Annotated in this window: 13 protein-coding genes and 1 pseudogene; 7 read left to right on the plus strand and 7 right to left on the minus strand. The window is 43.0% G+C overall.

Annotated features, from left to right (window positions below):
• The first annotated feature begins 102 nt into the window (after positions 1-102).
• Positions 103-1,722 carry a phosphoenolpyruvate carboxykinase (ATP) gene (gene pckA / locus BDD26_RS06255; protein ID WP_115825859.1) on the plus strand — a complete coding sequence of 540 codons (1,620 nt, stop codon included), beginning with the start codon at positions 103-105 and terminating at the stop codon, positions 1,720-1,722.
• Positions 1,723-1,913: 191 nt separating this feature from the next.
• Positions 1,914-2,060, plus strand: coding sequence for a hypothetical protein (locus BDD26_RS19475; protein ID WP_170140380.1), 147 nt, complete (start codon positions 1,914-1,916; stop codon positions 2,058-2,060).
• A 99-nt stretch (positions 2,061-2,159) separates the two neighbouring features.
• On the opposite strand, the pseudogene BDD26_RS06260 reads toward BDD26_RS19475, so the two are convergent.
• A pseudogene (locus tag BDD26_RS06260) lies at positions 2,160-2,489 on the minus strand (pirin family protein); the annotation flags it as partial.
• A gap of 282 nt (positions 2,490-2,771) precedes the next feature.
• Here BDD26_RS06260 and BDD26_RS06265 point away from each other — a divergent pair.
• Positions 2,772-3,548, plus strand: a complete 777-nt coding sequence (locus tag BDD26_RS06265; protein ID WP_115825860.1) for an APH(3') family aminoglycoside O-phosphotransferase — start codon at positions 2,772-2,774, stop codon at positions 3,546-3,548.
• Here the strand turns inward: BDD26_RS06265 and BDD26_RS06270 are convergent.
• From BDD26_RS06270 to BDD26_RS06285, 4 genes are read right to left on the minus strand one after another with little or no spacing between them, the layout of a single operon-like run.
• Positions 3,545-4,534 carry a GNAT family N-acetyltransferase gene (locus BDD26_RS06270; RefSeq protein WP_115825861.1) on the minus strand — a complete coding sequence of 330 codons (990 nt, stop codon included), beginning with the start codon at positions 4,532-4,534 and terminating at the stop codon, positions 3,545-3,547. The two genes, BDD26_RS06265 and BDD26_RS06270, sit on opposite strands and share 4 nt — an antisense overlap.
• Before the next feature lie 12 nt (positions 4,535-4,546).
• The gene (locus tag BDD26_RS06275; RefSeq protein WP_244922674.1) at positions 4,547-5,788 is read right to left on the minus strand and encodes a phenylacetate--CoA ligase family protein; all 1,242 of its coding nucleotides are present in this window, start codon (positions 5,786-5,788) and stop codon (positions 4,547-4,549) included.
• An 18-nt stretch (positions 5,789-5,806) separates the two neighbouring features.
• On the minus strand, positions 5,807-8,242 hold the full coding sequence (locus tag BDD26_RS06280; protein ID WP_115825863.1) for an acyl-CoA reductase: 2,436 nt from the start codon (positions 8,240-8,242) through the stop codon (positions 5,807-5,809).
• Between the two features lies 1 nt (position 8,243).
• Positions 8,244-9,374 carry a LuxE/PaaK family acyltransferase gene (locus tag BDD26_RS06285; RefSeq protein WP_115825864.1) on the minus strand — a complete coding sequence of 377 codons (1,131 nt, stop codon included), beginning with the start codon at positions 9,372-9,374 and terminating at the stop codon, positions 8,244-8,246.
• Positions 9,375-10,352: 978 nt separating this feature from the next.
• Here BDD26_RS06285 and BDD26_RS06290 point away from each other — a divergent pair.
• Positions 10,353-10,991 (plus strand): CatB-related O-acetyltransferase, encoded by a 639-nt coding sequence (locus BDD26_RS06290; protein ID WP_115825865.1) that lies wholly within the window; start codon positions 10,353-10,355, stop codon positions 10,989-10,991.
• Between the two features lie 128 nt (positions 10,992-11,119).
• Here the strand turns inward: BDD26_RS06290 and BDD26_RS06295 are convergent, their stop codons facing one another.
• Positions 11,120-12,370 (minus strand): BaiN/RdsA family NAD(P)/FAD-dependent oxidoreductase, encoded by a 1,251-nt coding sequence (locus BDD26_RS06295; protein WP_051502218.1) that lies wholly within the window; start codon positions 12,368-12,370, stop codon positions 11,120-11,122.
• Positions 12,371-12,690: 320 nt separating this feature from the next.
• Between BDD26_RS06295 and pitA the strand changes: the two genes are divergently transcribed.
• Complete coding sequence (pitA, locus tag BDD26_RS06300; RefSeq protein ID WP_038260049.1) at positions 12,691-14,181, plus strand: inorganic phosphate transporter PitA; 1,491 nt, start codon at positions 12,691-12,693, stop codon at positions 14,179-14,181.
• A gap of 92 nt (positions 14,182-14,273) precedes the next feature.
• Here the strand turns inward: pitA and uspB are convergent, their stop codons facing one another.
• A complete protein-coding gene (gene uspB, locus BDD26_RS06305; protein ID WP_038260052.1) occupies positions 14,274-14,600 on the minus strand; it encodes a universal stress protein UspB in 327 nt (108 codons plus the stop codon).
• Between the two features lie 343 nt (positions 14,601-14,943).
• Between uspB and uspA the strand changes: the two genes are divergently transcribed.
• Both uspA and gdhA read left to right on the plus strand, forming a co-directional pair.
• Positions 14,944-15,375, plus strand: a complete 432-nt coding sequence (gene uspA / locus BDD26_RS06310) for a universal stress protein UspA (RefSeq protein ID WP_038260054.1) — start codon at positions 14,944-14,946, stop codon at positions 15,373-15,375.
• A gap of 269 nt (positions 15,376-15,644) precedes the next feature.
• Positions 15,645-16,988, plus strand: a complete 1,344-nt coding sequence (gene gdhA / locus BDD26_RS06315) for an NADP-specific glutamate dehydrogenase (protein WP_115825866.1) — start codon at positions 15,645-15,647, stop codon at positions 16,986-16,988.
• The last annotated feature ends 166 nt before the right edge of the window (positions 16,989-17,154 follow it).

Genomic DNA, 17,154 nt, shown 5'->3' on the forward strand with positions numbered 1-17,154 from the left:
AATTTCAATTTTTTGATAACAATCGCTGTTAATTAGTCATATTTATTTATTATTTCTGGCAGAGATAGAGATGAAATCTAACTGATCAGGAGCAATAAATAAATGAGCGTTACAGGCATTACTGCGCAGGAACTTATGGTTTATGGTATTCGTGATGTTAGCGAAGTTATTTATAACCCAAGTTATGAATTGTTATTCTCTGAAGAAACGAAATCCTCTTTACAAGGATATGAGAAAGGAACATTGACCAATCTTGGTGCTGTCGCAGTAGATACCGGGATCTTCACAGGGCGTTCTCCGAAAGACAAATATATTGTGCGCGATGATGTGACTCGCGATACGGTATGGTGGGCAGATCAGGGAAAAGGTAAGAACGATAATAAACCGCTCAGTCAGGAAACTTGGTCTCATCTTAAAGGATTAGTCACTCAGCAGCTTTCAGGCAAACGTTTGTTTGTGGTTGATGCCTTCTGTGGGGCAAATGCGGATACTCGTCTGAAAGTGCGTTTTATTACAGAAGTGGCATGGCAGGCGCATTTTGTCAAAAACATGTTTATTCGCCCATCTGATGAAGAACTCATTAATTTTATTCCTGACTTTATTGTGATGAACGGTGCAAAATGTACCAACCCACAGTGGAAAGAGCAGGGACTGAATTCTGAGAACTTTGTTGCTTTTAACCTGACAGAACGGATGCAGCTGATCGGCGGTACTTGGTACGGTGGTGAAATGAAAAAAGGGATGTTCTCAATGATGAACTACCTGTTGCCACTGAAAGGTATTGCTTCCATGCACTGTTCTGCCAATGTGGGTGAAGATGGTGATGTTGCTGTTTTCTTCGGTCTTTCCGGCACGGGAAAAACCACGCTTTCTACTGATCCGAAACGTAAATTGATCGGTGATGATGAACATGGTTGGGATGACGACGGCGTGTTTAACTTTGAAGGTGGCTGTTATGCAAAAACCATCAACCTGTCGAAAGAAGCTGAGCCTGATATTTATCACGCCATTCGCCGTGATGCTCTACTGGAAAATGTCACCGTACTGGCAGATGGCACTGTTGATTTCAATGATGGTTCAAAAACAGAAAACACTCGCGTTTCTTATCCTATCTATCATATTGAAAATATTGTTAAATCTGTATCAAAAGCAGGTCATGCAACTAAAGTCATTTTCCTGACTGCTGATGCTTTCGGGGTATTGCCTCCTGTTTCCTGCCTGACACCGGAGCAGACTCAATATCATTTCCTGTCTGGATTTACCGCAAAACTGGCGGGAACAGAGCGTGGTGTAACAGAACCAACGCCGACTTTCTCTGCATGTTTTGGTGCGGCATTCCTGTCACTACACCCGACTCAGTATGCAGAAGTGCTGGTCAAGCGTATGCAGGCATCCGATGCGAGAGCCTATTTGGTTAACACTGGTTGGAATGGCACTGGCAAACGAATCTCTATCAAAGATACCCGTGCGATTATCGATGCGATCTTAAATGGCGATATTGAAGATGTGGATACCATTGAATTGCCAATTTTTGATTTGGCTGTACCAACAACATTGCCGGGTGTTGATACGGGGATCCTCGATCCTCGTAATACGTATGCAGATAAATCTGAGTGGGATGCCAAAGCCAAAGATTTGGCACAGCGTTTTATTGATAACTTCGACAAATATACAGATACCGCTGCTGGTGCAGCATTGGTAAAAGCAGGGCCGAAGTTGTAAGGGATTCAGATTATCTGAATTAAACAAGGTGGAATTATGGTTCCACCTTATATTATAGAGCCACTAAGCCAATAGAATTCCCTCGTTTTTCTGTGCTGTATTACCTGATATAAGTACTAAGATATACCCTGGGTATGTGAAGCGCTTTGTTAAAGAATATGCTCTGGAATATATAAATGATGGAGGCAGTTATGCGATACGAATGCAAGAACAAGCATGAAAAAGATAAAATCGATTTCGAAGCTATCCGTCAGAGTAACATTCAGATGATTCAAAAGTTTACTGCTGCTAAGAAAGAGGCCGAGGATAAAGGTAAAATCGTATTTAAGCCACTTTAAATCAATAGCCAGTTGAGTAAGACTTAGACTGCTGATAAACCCCGTTGAAAAAATAACGGGGTTTTTCGTTAGGGAGTCTTTTAATACTTGAAATTGCCATCAATTTGGTGGCAGATCGAACAATAAAATTTCACTCTGTTGGTTAGCGGTTATCTGAATGTCGGATTCATCCCAGATAGCGATACCATCGCTGGTAGTTGCTTGTGTACCGTTGATAGCGACTTCACTATGAACCACTTGAATCCATATTTTTCGTGATTTTTCTATGTGATATTCGTATTTTTCACCACTTTTCAGTACCCGTCGCCATAACGTCATATCCTGAAAGTTCTTCAATGAACCGTCACGGGCATCGGGCGAAAGCACTAACTGATGATTTTCTTCCGTATCAAAGCGGCGTTGTTCATAGCGTGGAGGCCGGCCATTTTCAGTGTTTTTTTGTAGTCTAGTTGAAGGAATTAAATATGAGAGATTTGATCTGAAGAATCAAATTTTTTGAATAATTAAAGCAGGATACTAAGAATAAAAAAAAGCCAGCATGAAGTTGCTGGCTATAAAAGTAAACACTGGAAGCAATGTGAGCAATGTCGTACTTTCACATGACCCTGAAGGTGGTGCACTGAAAGTAATAATAATGATAATCGTTCTCAATATCATTTGTAAAGCGTTTTTTTAATCAAACTTCGTTTTCCAATCTCAAAAGGAAGATACATGTTACCCAAGTTACCACAAGATATTGATTGCTTTATCGGCAATGCTACCTTAACCCCTGATGAAATCGGTGAATCCCCTGGCAGTGTCTATAGTTTTATTCGGGGTAACGACCGCTTTTTTCTCAAGTATTCTCCCGTCGTTTATGCAAATACGACTTATAGTGTCATGCGGGAGGTTTCAGTGCTGAATTGGCTTAATGGCCGCCTGAATGTGCCGGAAGTTGTGTGTGTTACGGAGAATTCAGAAGGCGAGTTTATGATCACACGTTGTATACCCGGAGAGCCGTTGTACACACGGATAAATGCTCAGCAACCTGTACTGGAACTGTTTCGTGAAGCTGTTTGTCAGATGCAGGCTGTACCCATAATCGATTGCCCGTTTGACTCCGGGGTTAATTTTCGTCTTCAGGAACTGGAATATTTGCTGAATAACGATTTGTGTGCTGACGAATATGACCTTGGGCAGTGGCCGGGAATAGAGACTCCACAAGATTTACTGGCACATCTTCGTGCTACGTTACCGAGTGAGGAAAGGGTATTTTCCCATGGAGATCTTTGTGACTGTAATATTTTCGTTGATGCACATGACGAACTGTACTTCCTTGATCTTGGCCGAGGCGGAATTGCAGATCGCTGTCTGGATATTGCTTTTGTTCATCGCAACTTACGTGAGGAGGTTTCGATAAGTGCAGCTACCGAATTTCTAGATACGCTTGGCGGTCTTGATAATTCAGCCAAGCGTGTGTTCTTCGAGCAATTAGATGAACTATTCTAACCTGGTATGCACTCACTTAGCTGATGTAAGAGAGAATGCTCCGTAGTTTTCCCCAATTCCATTTGGTAGAGGTTTTGTGTACTGATGTCAGAAAATTGATACGGTGCTGATTGATAACCTCGTAACCAGAGCAGAAACCACCCTGTATGTACATCAGGACATAGCCCGGCGAAGCGAAATCCACCTTTTTTTAGCTGTGGATAGAACTTCAATGCCTCTTCACACGCAGGAAGTCTCAAATAAATTAACTGGTTGGCAGGGTAATCTATGATTTCCGGTAAGAAGTCAGAATCAACTTCATACAATGTGATCTCCAAACGTCGTCCACTGATTTTAGAGCTAATGAGCCTGGAGGTAACTACATTAGAATTAAAAGGAGAGTGATCTCCTTGTTGTTCATCGGATGATGATTCACCAACGTATTGACCTATTTGATCGGCCCAGTCTCGCAAGGGATGCGGCCAGTTCAGTTTAGGCAATGGAAATGCTTTAAGTGGCAAAATACCTTGTACAATACTTTCAGGCTCTGGTAACCCGAATGGCGAATCAACATAGTCCAGCATCAGTGCTGTCGAACAAAAGCCCAGATTTTGTGCTAAATACTGGCTTTTCAGATGCGAACAGACTTGTTTTATCGTTAACAAACTATATTGCTGCTCTTTTGCATAGCGACACAAATAGCGACCCAAAGATTTAGCAATACCTTTGCCTTGAAAGCCCGGATACACAGCAATCAACGCTAATTCAGCCTGATCTTGCTGTATAACATTTTTAACAAGCGATGCATGACCAACCAGTTGTCCCTGATAAAAAGCCAGGGCTGAATGCCATTTTCCTGTTGTTTGATAATCGTCTATCAATCTGGGCAGATAGATATCAGGATAAACGTATGAATCACCGTAAACTTCACGGAATAATTTGCTGATATGTTTTCCGTCACCGGATTGATAGTTGCGGATCTGAATAGCAGAAGGAAAAATAGTCATAGATTTCAACCTTCAATTATAATTACGCAGATCCACAACTCGCTGCAATTTACCCGAACGTGGGTGGGTATACATTGCATCGATATCCGTTTGAACAATCTCCAGCATATTTTGGTGGAAGTGAGTGGTGCTCAGCCCGGGGAATGCTGTAAGTACGTTATGGAGTATTTTTTCAATATCGATTGGTTGCGGGCCAGCTACCAACAATTTGATTTTGTCTTTTGACGCCTCCTGAGACAGTACCAGTTGCCAGGCAAGTAACTCTGTTTGTGGTGATAGCTGGGTAGCTAAATCGTCAGGAAATAGTGAAAGATCACCAAACCTGATCCGATAACCTTGGTTCGCGCGTCCTTGTAGCACAAATTTACGATATGCCTGTTCTGTTTCACACCAGCAAGCCAAATCACCCGTAGGATAGCGGATCACCGGCATCAGTTGTCTTTGTAAGTTAGTCACAACTAACATACCACGGCGTCCCGGCTCCGTGATGGGTTTATGGGTGATCTCATCGATAATTTCTATAATGGTATCTTCGTCGAAAACCCGGTGTTCTCCCGGCTTACACTCTGGATCGGCAAAGCCGATTAAGCCTCCGTCAACACTGGCACAACCAACTGAGCCAAAACGTGCCTGAGGGAAAACCTGACGCATTGCCGTTATCTGTCCTTCAAACAGGCTTTCTCCGCCATACAGAATAGTTTCTACCATCGGTAATGTCTGGCCGTTGTCTTTCAGGTACTGGGCAAAGCGAATGAGCTGGACGGGTACTCCGGCCAGCACATTGATATTGTGGAGCTGAATGTTATGTGCCAGCAGCCCATCGTCAACCTTGCAAGTGAAAGGAAATTCCACGACAGGGAATGATGAGTTAGACAGAGCACCATGAATGAATAGTAAACTGGTGTAAAGGTCGCCGGCAAAAAATAGGTTGGCTACCCGATCACCCGGAGTCAATTGGCGGGCAACTGCCTTCCCAAAGGAATGAATAAATGCTTTCCACTCTTGTTGACCGAAAACTGATAGCCGACCATCACTGGTTGAACCACCAGTTTTAAACACATGTCCGCCTTCTAACGGAGCAGTAAGTACCGGCCAGGTTTGTAAATTATCTGAATGGGCCCAGTAACTACCTGGCTCGACCAGTGGCAAATCTTGCAGCGTCCAATTATCCGGGACGGATTCGTAAAGATTCCGGTAATAAACAGAATGCTCACGTACATGATTAAACAGATCAATTAACGTTATGCTTTTCATTATATTCGCTCCACCTAATCAGAATTTACGCAAGTCAATGAACAATGGCGCTTTTCCGCTATTGATATTCCGACGAAACTCTGTTGCCGGGGAAAATATAACTTCCAGATTCAGCATCCCTCCTTCAACCACTTCCGTTATTTTTATATTCTCTTCCAGACCCAGTAAGTGCTCGCGAACCGCGTCAACATCGGGGTTCTCAATCAAGAGCTGAATGCTGCTGATCCCTTCATCGTTATGATCGATGAGCCATTGTACCGGGGCCTCCAGTTGTTCAGATAATTCAGTCAGATTGATAAAAATACTGCCGATACGTATCAGGGAACCATGGCGTCCAACAAGCCGGAAACGCGGTGTTAACTGACCACAAGCACAAGGTTCAGCGATCCAATATCCGAGATCGCCCAAATCGTAGCGCTGAACAGATTGTGCCTCACGGTGTCGGGAAGTGAATATCAGACGACCAGTTTCCCCCTCAGATACTGGGTTATCATCATGAATATTAAGTATTTCTAACCACTGGTTATCAGCCATTAAATGAAAAATACCGTCTTCGCTGGCTGCACATCCATGACCTAATGGGCCTGCATCTACTGAGCCGTAGACCGCGGAACGTATCAGGGTAATTCCGAACTCATTCAGGAAAGCCCGCTGGTTGACATTCAGGTGTTCTCCACCTAAAAACAGCTTGCGTACACCACCGTATTCACGCAGCTTGTCGGCTTCACTCAGAAACAATCGATGTATTGTACTTGGCATGCCTACCAGAGTATTAATGCGTTGCTGCACAATTAAATCGGCTATTTCACTGAAATCATCGTCAGTCGGGCCACCCATCGGATATTGAGCTACACCCAGTTTCTCCAGGACAGTGAAGAAGCTCATCATTCCACCGTACAGTTTTCCGCCATACAATAGGCTCATGACCCGGTCTGTAGCAGGTTCAAGGCCACAGGCGAACAGTCCGTCGGCCGCTGATTGCATTTGTTTGTGATAATCAGAGTAACTGTAAGCGGCCAGTTTAGGTACTCCGCTGCTGCCTCCGCTGCGGAAGAATAGGCGGCCTTTTTCATTTGGGGTTGATGCCTGAAAATCTGCCTTATTCATAACTGGCAGGTTATCCAGCCCGTACGGGCGGGGTGGCGTCATATCAAGGTGGGCGGAACCAGCCAGTATATCTTCAGGCAGGCTGACAGAAACCCGCTTGGCAAGGCGTGCCAGTGCATAAACGCCATCGTGTGGTTCACCGCTATAACCCCTGTGCATCTGACCCACAGGGGCAATGCGGCTAACTCCGGCAGCAAACAGGGTATGGCTCATTTCTGCAATATGTTCCTGACGGGCAACCAGAGCACAGCTCTGAAGATGGTTACGCCAGGGATGCAGAATGGAACATAGCTGCTGACGAGGTGCCGGACGTAACTGCAATGTGCGGAACAGAGGAGAAGCTGCCAGTTCCTGCTCGTGCCGCCAGATTACCCGCCATCCATCAGCTTGCCAGAGCTTGCCACGTACTTGGGTGAATGCGAAATCGAGGCGCTGAAAAGCTACCTGAGTTGTAATTTCAGCCGATTCCTGAACGTCAGTCTGTAATACTGGATGTAATCCAGAACGACGTTCAAGAGCTGCTGCCATACGTTGTCCGATATCCTGCAAAACTGCCGGATCATCACTATCGACCAGCAAACATTGCGGGCTGGAACAGGCTTGTTGGTCATAACAGCAAATATCATCTGCCAGTGCATCTAATTGGGCATTATTCACGGCATCAGGGTTCAGCCAGGCAAAACTGATGCGATGTCCCCAATCAATCCAGCGGCAACCTGCCGGCAATTGGGTACGAATGGCTGATAGAGCAGAATCTCCACCCCAAGCGGAAACAGCATCGGCCTGACTCAGCAGTTCTCCCAATTGTGTAACAGGTAATGACAAAACCGCGACCCGGTCTGCCAGATTGCCGGAAATATCGTGAGCCAGAAATGCATCCAGAAGCTGTGTACTAAATCCGTTATCACTGCTACTGGGACGTAACCAGTTGATATTGCCGACTAACAAACTTTCCAGCACTGCCATAAAAGGAAGAAGTTGCGCATTGGAAGGTGTGATATGAACGATTAACCCCAGAGGTTTCCAGGCTTCGTAGCGATTCTGGTTATAATCGAATCTGCGCAGGGAAAAAGCATCCTGCCCCAGTTCTCGCTCCAGTTTAGTTTGTAAGGCTTCACGTTGACAGAAAGCGATAAGTGCCTCACGCGTTTTAGCATCAAAAAGGGGATGATCATCCATTGTGGCAAGATGATTGGCAAAGCGTTGGGCGCACTCAAGTACCTGTTCGGCAGTATGAGGTTGTGCGAGCAACGTTGGTAAACGTGCACGTAATTTTGCGATTTTTTGTTTTGCCAACGGGTTATGTTCAACAGCAAGTTGATCATTAATTATTTCAATGGAAGACATTTCAGGATCCCTTAATCAATTCAGAAGCGGCAATAGCGCAGCTACGACTTTTGCCAGTACCTGCACGGCCAAGCAGCTCAAACCAATCCGTGTTCAGTTCACAACCACAACTATCACCGGGATGAAGTACCGCCAGATCACTCATGACAATGCTGTGAGCCGGGCTGGAAGTGATATAAGGTGAGACGAAATGTAGAAAACCGGGTTCTCCATAAGGCTGCCGTGATATGTTGGCTGTATGGCGTATATAAACCCGCGAGTAGACTGGAACGTGAAAACGATGGTGAGAACATTCCATATAAGGCACAGGATGTTCAACTGAACCGTAACCATCGCGACAACGTATATCAGGGATACCCAGCTGTTCTACCAGGCGTTGATACAACTCCAGTTTAGGAATCGCTTTGTCAGCGTGTGTTTTCCAGCCGCCGCCGAGGGAGACCAGAGAATCTGGATGTAATTTCAGAGCGGGTAATCCCATCTCTTCCATTCTTTGCAGAGTAAACCACAGGAAAGCAGGAAAGCCAAAAATACGCACGGGCAGCCCTTCTTCGGCGAATTCCTGAAGAGCTCTGATTGTCCCGAAAGGATCGAATTCATTACTCTTACCGTTATGGCGCAAAGCGTAATAAGCCCGGTTTACAGGTGCATACTTACACAGAAACTGGTCGGTATAAGTTGTTCCTAGCGTAATGGAGCCGGCAGGTTCATAGCTGAGCAGCAGGTAGTTACACGGTTGTCTGGGGGTATTCCAATCATAATAATTGAAAATGCGATCCACCATGTCCTGAGCTGCTGTGATGCTCCTGTTATCGTAGTGCATACGGCTTTTTTGCCCGGTTGTACCTGAGGATGTCAATTCCAGCGCATCCTTTGCGCTATTGCTGACTATTAAGTTACGTTTAAAATAATTGGCAAATAGCGGTGGCAGACTTGACCAGTCTTCCAGCTCCGTTACAGCTTGTTTATCCAAACCATTATTTGTCAGCCACTGCTCATAACCCGGAGTATGTTCACAATGGTATAGCGTCAATTCACACATAGCATTATTAAATAATGCATCATACCCGTCACAAGCATGATAAGGGTGTGCTAAGGCACATAGTGCTTTAACATGGGTTAAATTTTGCATATTTAAGACTCATTCTTTTTGAACAAAACAATTTTGGGATTCATTTCCCAATAAAAATTATTAATTTTTATTGTTCATATTCTGGATGTAATAATTTTTAATAGGTTTATTTCATTATTTAATATCTCTAATATCAATAAACCATTCGATTTAATAATTAATCCCTGAGCCTTGGTTGCAGAGTGATGTTATATTGGAAGGCGCTGACAGCTGTAAAAATTATTTTAAAAACTATATTAAGTGGATAATTGACTAGGAAAATGTACTTTTCCCAGTTTTATAGTTTGCCGTTAGTCCTAAGTTGGCGCGCATTATTCCAAACTGAAATATAATAATCAATCGATTTTTCTAATGTTTTTCGTGTATTGAAGGATAATGTTATATCATTATTTAAGATACCTCTTTCATTAACTATTTATTTTTGTATCATCCAATAATTTAAATTAAATAAGATGTTCTTTTTCTGGATGGATATTAATTTAAATTTTGGTATTTATTCATAACCTAAATTAGCTATTAATATCCCCTTAATAATTATTTTTACTTCAGAAGTAACAATTTTCCAGCACCGTAAGCTTGGTATTAATATATTCGGCAATAACTAAACATCGTCATAACATACATAGAAATTCTCATTGATATATTATTTATTTAGTATCCCCGTCGTCTTTCAAGTTACAGTCAACAAAGAGGAAACTTGAAAGACGACGGGGATAAGTCCAGTTAACTTTCAACTTCCAGTCTTGTCAGGGCAGCTTAGGTGTAGGAAGATATGGCTACAAATACAGAGTTTCGTTATATGCTGCAACAAGAATTCATACTGAACAGGCAGTTAAATCAGCACTAAAAGATATTTGACAATGAATACTCCATTACTGAAACAACCTCGAATCACACAGAGTGATGTATTTTGAACGCGGATACATCACCATAGGCAGCGTTCTATGGTAATAATCAATTTTTAAGATGAGATTTACCATGCAGAAAAAACATTGGTCAACATATCAACTTTTACATGATGTTATAAGAAATCCAAATATACATATTAAAGGTACTCATAGTTATTACAGCGATTGCTGGGACAATGGTTTTGAAGAATCTGTTGTCCGTTATTTGCAAGGAGATGAAGGTAGCCGACATTGGATCTCCAAATGGGATATAGACAAGTTATACATTGGTGACTATGTGTGTATTGGTGCCGAAGTAGTTATTTTAATGGGAGGAAACCATACACATCGTTCTGATTGGTTTTGCCTTTATCCTTTTTTAGAATTTATTGATGAAGCCTATATTGGCAAAGGTGATACCTGTATTCATGATGGTGTGTGGATAGGAATGCGGGCAATGATCATGCCAGGAGTCACAATTGGTGAAGGAGCTATCATTGCAGCAAACAGCGTTGTCACTTGTGATATTCCACCCTATAGCATTGTGGCAGGAAGCCCTGCTAAACATATTAGATATCGTTTTGCGGAAGATGTTATTAATGAGCTTCTTGCTATAAAAGTTTATGATTGGCCACCAGCCAAATTTGAAGCTATGAAACGCTTTTTATGTGCTTCAGATATTGATGCGTTGAAAAAGGCGGCTATGTTATATGATATGTTGAACTCGTGACCTCAAATAATCGTATTATTTAGTTTAGGCAGTTGCCCATTGGCAACTGCCTTTATGTTTTCCTTCCCGGTGAAGCTGGCAAACCCGTCAGACTGAAAGAAGTCTAAGTTTCCCTACGACAATTTAGTTCATGTTATTACACTTGTTTTATATAAATTTTTACTGGAGTTAAACTTTATTGTCTCTGCACACATGATTAAAGCCTGCGCACAAGCCCATGCAGAACTCCATGCCCATTGGAAGTTATATCCGCCAAGCCAGCCGGTAACATCAACAACTTCACCAATAAAATACAATCCTTTGACTTTATGGGATTCCATTGTTTTCGATGACAGCTCATTGGTGTTCACACCGCCAAGAGTAACTTCCGCTGTACGATATCCTTCCGTGCCATTTGGTTGTACCTGCCAGCATTGCAGGGTTGTGATCAGCGCTTTTTTCTGTGTCAGGTTAAGTTGTTTCAGAGAGAGTTCCGGTAATTGATCAAGAGACTGCAAACATTCCACCAGACGTTTGGGCAGCAGTTTGGCAAGAGTATTTTTCAAACTTTGGTTAGGATGTGATTCTCGCTCATTGTTCAGGAAGGTATCCAGGTCTGTATCAGGAAGTAAGTTAATACTCACGTACTCACCGGGCTGCCAATAACTGGAGATCTGTAAAATCGCGGGGCCGGAGAGTCCGCGATGGGTAAACAGGACATTTTCTCTGAACACGGTGCCATCTTTTGCGGTGACAACCGAAGGAACTGCAACACCAGAGAGGGTTTGCAGCTGTTCCAGCAATGGTTTATGCAAGGTAAAAGGCACTAATGCCGCACGGGTGGGCAGGATATTAAGACCGAACTGTTCCGCGATGCGATAACCTAAAGGGGACGCTCCCAATCCGGGCATGGATAATCCACCAGATGCCACAACAAGTGAGTGTGTACTTACTTTCTTTCCCGATGCGATAACCTCAAATCCCTGTTCATATTTCTCGATTTGTGTCACTTCGCTGCGTAGCCGGATAGTCACCTGACCTGCTTCACACTCTTGCAAAAGCAGATCGACAATTTGTTGGGCAGAATCGTCACAAAAAAGCTGTCCCAACGTTTTTTCGTGATAGGCAATCCCATGACGTTGAACCAAATCAATAAAATCCCACTGTGTATAGCGAGCAAGTGCTGACTTACAAAAATGGGGATTGGCAGAAAGATAAGCCGCAGGTTCAGTATACATATTGGTGAAGTTACAGCGCCCGCCGCCGGACATCAAAATTTTGCGACCTGCTTTTTTACCGTTATCCAATACCAGAACGTTCAATCCTGCTTGCCCCGCTTGTGCAGCACAAAACAAGCCAGCCGCGCCGGCACCAACAATCACTACATCAAATTTTTCCATTCGTTTGTTGTCTCTATCTTGCCGAATTACTTTCTTGCCGGATCACTTTGCAGGAAATAAACTTCATTATGGAGGGACTATCTGCAAAATGCAGAGAAAAATCAGCATTTGTTTGAACTTGTATCGTGACAAGTCATTTTTCATCAAAAAAATATCAAAACATAGAAATTATGTAATGTGTTGATATATATTATGAAAATGATTTATTTGTTGTCGGTTTATTGTCATTAAATCAAAAAAAGGTCATATTTCTCTTTTCCCGCCAGCGTTTGTCACTGATAATGCGCCGCGTTCATGTCCTACTAACTGGCTTAACGTTTATGCTACATCTGTTTACTGGCCTGGATTTTTATACCGGCCTTATGTTAGTACTTGCTCTGTTGTTTGTGCTTTTCTATGAAGCCATCAATGGGTTTCATGATACCGCAAATGCAGTAGCAACTGTTATTTATACCCGCGCTATGCGTTCGCAATTTGCCGTTGTCATGGCAGGGGTTTTTAACTTTTTTGGTGTCCTCCTTGGTGGATTAAGTGTCGCTTACGCGATTGTGCATCTATTACCTACAGATCTTCTGCTGAATGTCAGCTCAAGCCACGGCTTGGCGATGGTTTTCTCCATGTTGCTGGCGGCAATCATCTGGAATCTGGGCACATGGTATTTCGGCATTCCGGCATCCAGCTCTCATACGTTGATTGGTTCCATTATCGGTATTGGCCTGACCAATGCGATAGTGACCAGCTCTTCTGTCGTTGAGGCGCTTAATATTCCGAAGATGATACAGATTTTCATGTCGTTGATTCTGTCTCCTCTGGTTGGTTTGGTGATTGCAGGAGCGATGGTCTTTTTACTGCGCCGATACTGGAGCGGAACTAAAAAGCGTCGTCGTATCCACATGACTCCGGCTGAACGTGAAAAACAGGATGGTAAACGTAAACCACCATTCTGGACACGGACTGCACTGATCCTTTCTGCTGTTGGTGTGAGTTTTTCTCATGGCGCAAATGATGGACAGAAGGGTATCGGTCTGATCATGCTGGTCTTGATTGGTGTCGCGCCTGCTGGCTTTGTTGTCAATATGAACTCAACAAGCTATGACATTGCCCGCACCCATGATGCAGTTGTTCATTTACACCAGTATTATGAACAACATGCTCTTGCGCTTTCTCATGCGATTGAGCTGACTCCGGCTGTATCTGCGGTTGAAGAACAACTGGACATGACTTTCCACTGTGATAGTTCACGTGCGTTGGTTGTGCTGAATAACACGGAAACGATGTTGGGAAGTATCCAGAACTTCAATCAGCTGACCCCAGACCAACGTAACAACATGCGTCGTATGCTGATGTGTATTGCTGATACTGCGGGAGCGGTAGCCAAACTGCCTGAAACCAGTATGGAAGATGCACGTTTCCTGCATAAGTTGCGTAAAGATCTGCTGGATACCGTTGAATATGCACCAATGTGGATCATTATCGCTGTGGCTTTTGCCCTGTCTCTGGGGACAATGGTTGGTTGGAAACGGGTTGCTGTCACTATTGGTGAGAAAATCGGTAAAAAAGGCATGACATATGCCCAGGGAGTTTCAGCTCAGGTTACAGCAGCAGTGTCGATTGGGGTTGCCAGTTATACGGGGATGCCAGTATCGACAACACAGGTTCTCTCTTCTGCGGTAGCAGGTACAATGCTGGTTGATGGTGGTGGTGTTCAAAGTAAGACTATCAAAAATATCATGCTGGCGTGGGTACTGACATTGCCTATTTCAATTGCACTGTCAGGCTGCCTGTATTGGATTGCTCTGCAACTGATCTAATCGTTTTTTAAAAAAAGGTTGAGTCACATAAGCGGCTCAACCCTTTTTATTGCACTTTTCATTTTCACATTCGTTTGCCTTTGCCATCACTATCAGACAATGACGATCAGACACAGTAAAACAATCCCACATAACACTCTCGTCAATATAAATTGTTTCCGCAGCCTTTCGCAGAAAAAGATAACATCAGTACTGTGATGGTTGAGGTAGCTTTGCGAATTGATGTAGTGTACCAGTCGAATATGTTTACCAAACTGACCATTAGCAGTAAAAAAGCCATTACCATCAATAGATTGGTATAGCATCGGATCTGCCTGGCGTAAAATAGATAATAATACGCGGAGCGAAGAGAGATAGCGTAATATATTGATCATGCAGATAATGCAAATTGCCCAAAAGAATGCAACCATACTGAACATATTTCCCCCTCCTTAGAGCGGCAATGAAATGCCAGATTAAGAATTCATCTCAAAAGATAGCAACATGAATAATCACTGTATTAAATTTTAGGAGGAAATAGAGTATTAGAAAAGTCGAACGACAGTGAAAAATGGGTTCAGAACAGGGAATGTAATGCTGATAAGGTATTTAATATTACTGTAGCTTTGTAAGCTGATATATGTATTTTCAAACAGTTAAAAAAATAAAGTAACAAGTTGTGATCACAACAACACTCAAAAGAGACCTCAAGCAGTTATAGTATAAATATAGAATCATGGCGTTTAATGCCGCCAATCCATTTTATGGAAGGAGTTCACTTATATGGCTTACAAACATATCCTTGTTGCAGTTGATCTATCTCCAGAAAGCAGGATTTTGGTGGATAAAGCGGTTTCATTAGCAAAACCATACAATGCCAAAGTTTCCTTGATCCATGTTGATGTCAACTACTCTGATCTTTATACCGGTCTAATTGACGTGAATCTTGGTGATATGCAAGAGCGTATTGCTGATGAAACCCGTAATTCTCTGAAAGAGTTATCTGCCAATTCAAGCTATGAAATTCAGGAAACGCTGAGTGGCAGCGGTGATTTAGGGCAAGTCCTTGTTGATGCTATCAAGCAATATGATATGGATTTAGTTGTGTGCGGTCATCATCAGGATTTTTGGAGCAAGCTAATGTCTTCCGCACGTCAGCTTATTAACACAGTTCATGTTGATATGCTGATTGTTCCATTACGTGATGAAGATTAATCTTCGGTTAAAATTGGATTCTGTGAAATCGTCCGCTTGTGCAGGCGATTTTTTTGCTTAAGAAAAGATGATGACTCGTTTAATGACACTTTTTTAGAAATTCAATGAATTATTTTTAACAAAACTTATAAAAATAGTTATTGAAATTCAATCATGAAATGGTGGTATATTCAGAAAGCAAACGGTAGTTACCTCACATTTTCGACAAAAAATAAAAAGGAAAATGGCTGAGGGAGCATCACATCTGAATGATATAAAGGAAACTATAAATGAATGTTTCATCATCTTTAGTCTCATTTCTCGAATCAATCCAGTGTCACAATCCACATCAACCAGAATATTTACAAGCAGTCAGGGAAGTGATGACATCACTTTGGCCTTTTCTTGAAAGATATCCGCAATATCGTGAGCAAGGTTTGCTGGAGCGTCTGGTTGAACCGGAAAGAGTTATTCAATTCCGCGTTAGTTGGGTTGATGATCAGGGAAGAGTTCAGGTGAATCGTGCATGGCGAGTGCAGTTTAACTCTGCCATTGGGCCATTTAAAGGAGGGATGCGTTTTCATCCTTCCGTTAATCTTTCAATCCTTAAATTTTTGGGTTTTGAGCAGACGTTGAAAAACGCTCTGACAACGTTGCCAATGGGGGGCGGAAAAGGAGGTTCTGATTTCGATCCGAAAGGAAAAAGTCAGGGTGAAATCATGCGGTTTTGTCAGGCATTGATGACAGAATTGTACCGCCATCTGGGGCCTGATACTGATGTACCTGCTGGTGATATTGGTGTTGGTGGTCGGGAAGTTGCCTTTATGGCAGGGATGATGAAGAAATTATCCAACAATACAGCTTGCGTTTTCACGGGTAAGGAACTTTCTTTTGGTGGCAGTTTAATCCGCCCTGAAGCAACGGGTTATGGCCTGGTTTATTTCACTCATGCCATGCTTAAACGTCATGGTATGGAGCTGGATGGGATGCGGGTATCTGTTTCTGGCGCAGGAAATGTTGCTCAATACACTATCGAAAAATGTATGGAGCAGGGTGCTAAAGTGGTTACGGTATCCGATTCTGGCGGTTCTGTACTGGATGAAGAAGGTTTCACTCCAGAGAAGCTGGCTCATCTCGAAGAGATTAAAAATAAGCGTTATGGTCGTGTCGAAGATTATGCCAAAGAGCGTGGTTTGACTTTCCTTAAAGGTCAAAATCCGTGGTCGGTGCCTGTCGATATTGCTCTGCCTTGCGCTACCCAGAATGAACTGGATCTGGAAGATGCGAAGTTACTGATTAAGAATGGTGTAAAAGCGGTTGCAGAAGGGGCAAACATGCCAGCAACTATTGCAGCGACGGATGCTTTCCTTGAGGCGGGCGTTTTGTTTGCACCGGGTAAAGCGGCCAATGCGGGAGGTGTGGCAACTTCTGGTCTGGAAATGGCGCAGAACGCAGCACGTCTGAGCTGGAAAGCAGAGAAAGTGGATGTCCGCTTATATCACATTATGCTCGATATTCACCAGGCCTGCGTAGAATATGGTGGAGAAAGCAAGCAAACCAATTACGTACAGGGAGCGAATATAGCTGGCTTTGTTAAAGTCGCTGATGCAATGCTGGCGCAGGGTGTATTGTAATCCAGTGAGCTTTTCAGCGAACAATAAGTGATTTTTTTGATGAATAAACCCCATATTGTCATGGGGCTTATTTTTTTAAGTTAATGCCTGAAGTAAAAATACGGTAGCACTGGCAAACCAATATCCATTAAAAATAGAATAATAGCCGCTGATACTGATGACTTGG

Origin of the sequence: Xenorhabdus cabanillasii (assembly GCF_003386665.1) — a bacterium.
GTDB classification, from domain to species: domain Bacteria; phylum Pseudomonadota; class Gammaproteobacteria; order Enterobacterales; family Enterobacteriaceae; genus Xenorhabdus; species Xenorhabdus cabanillasii.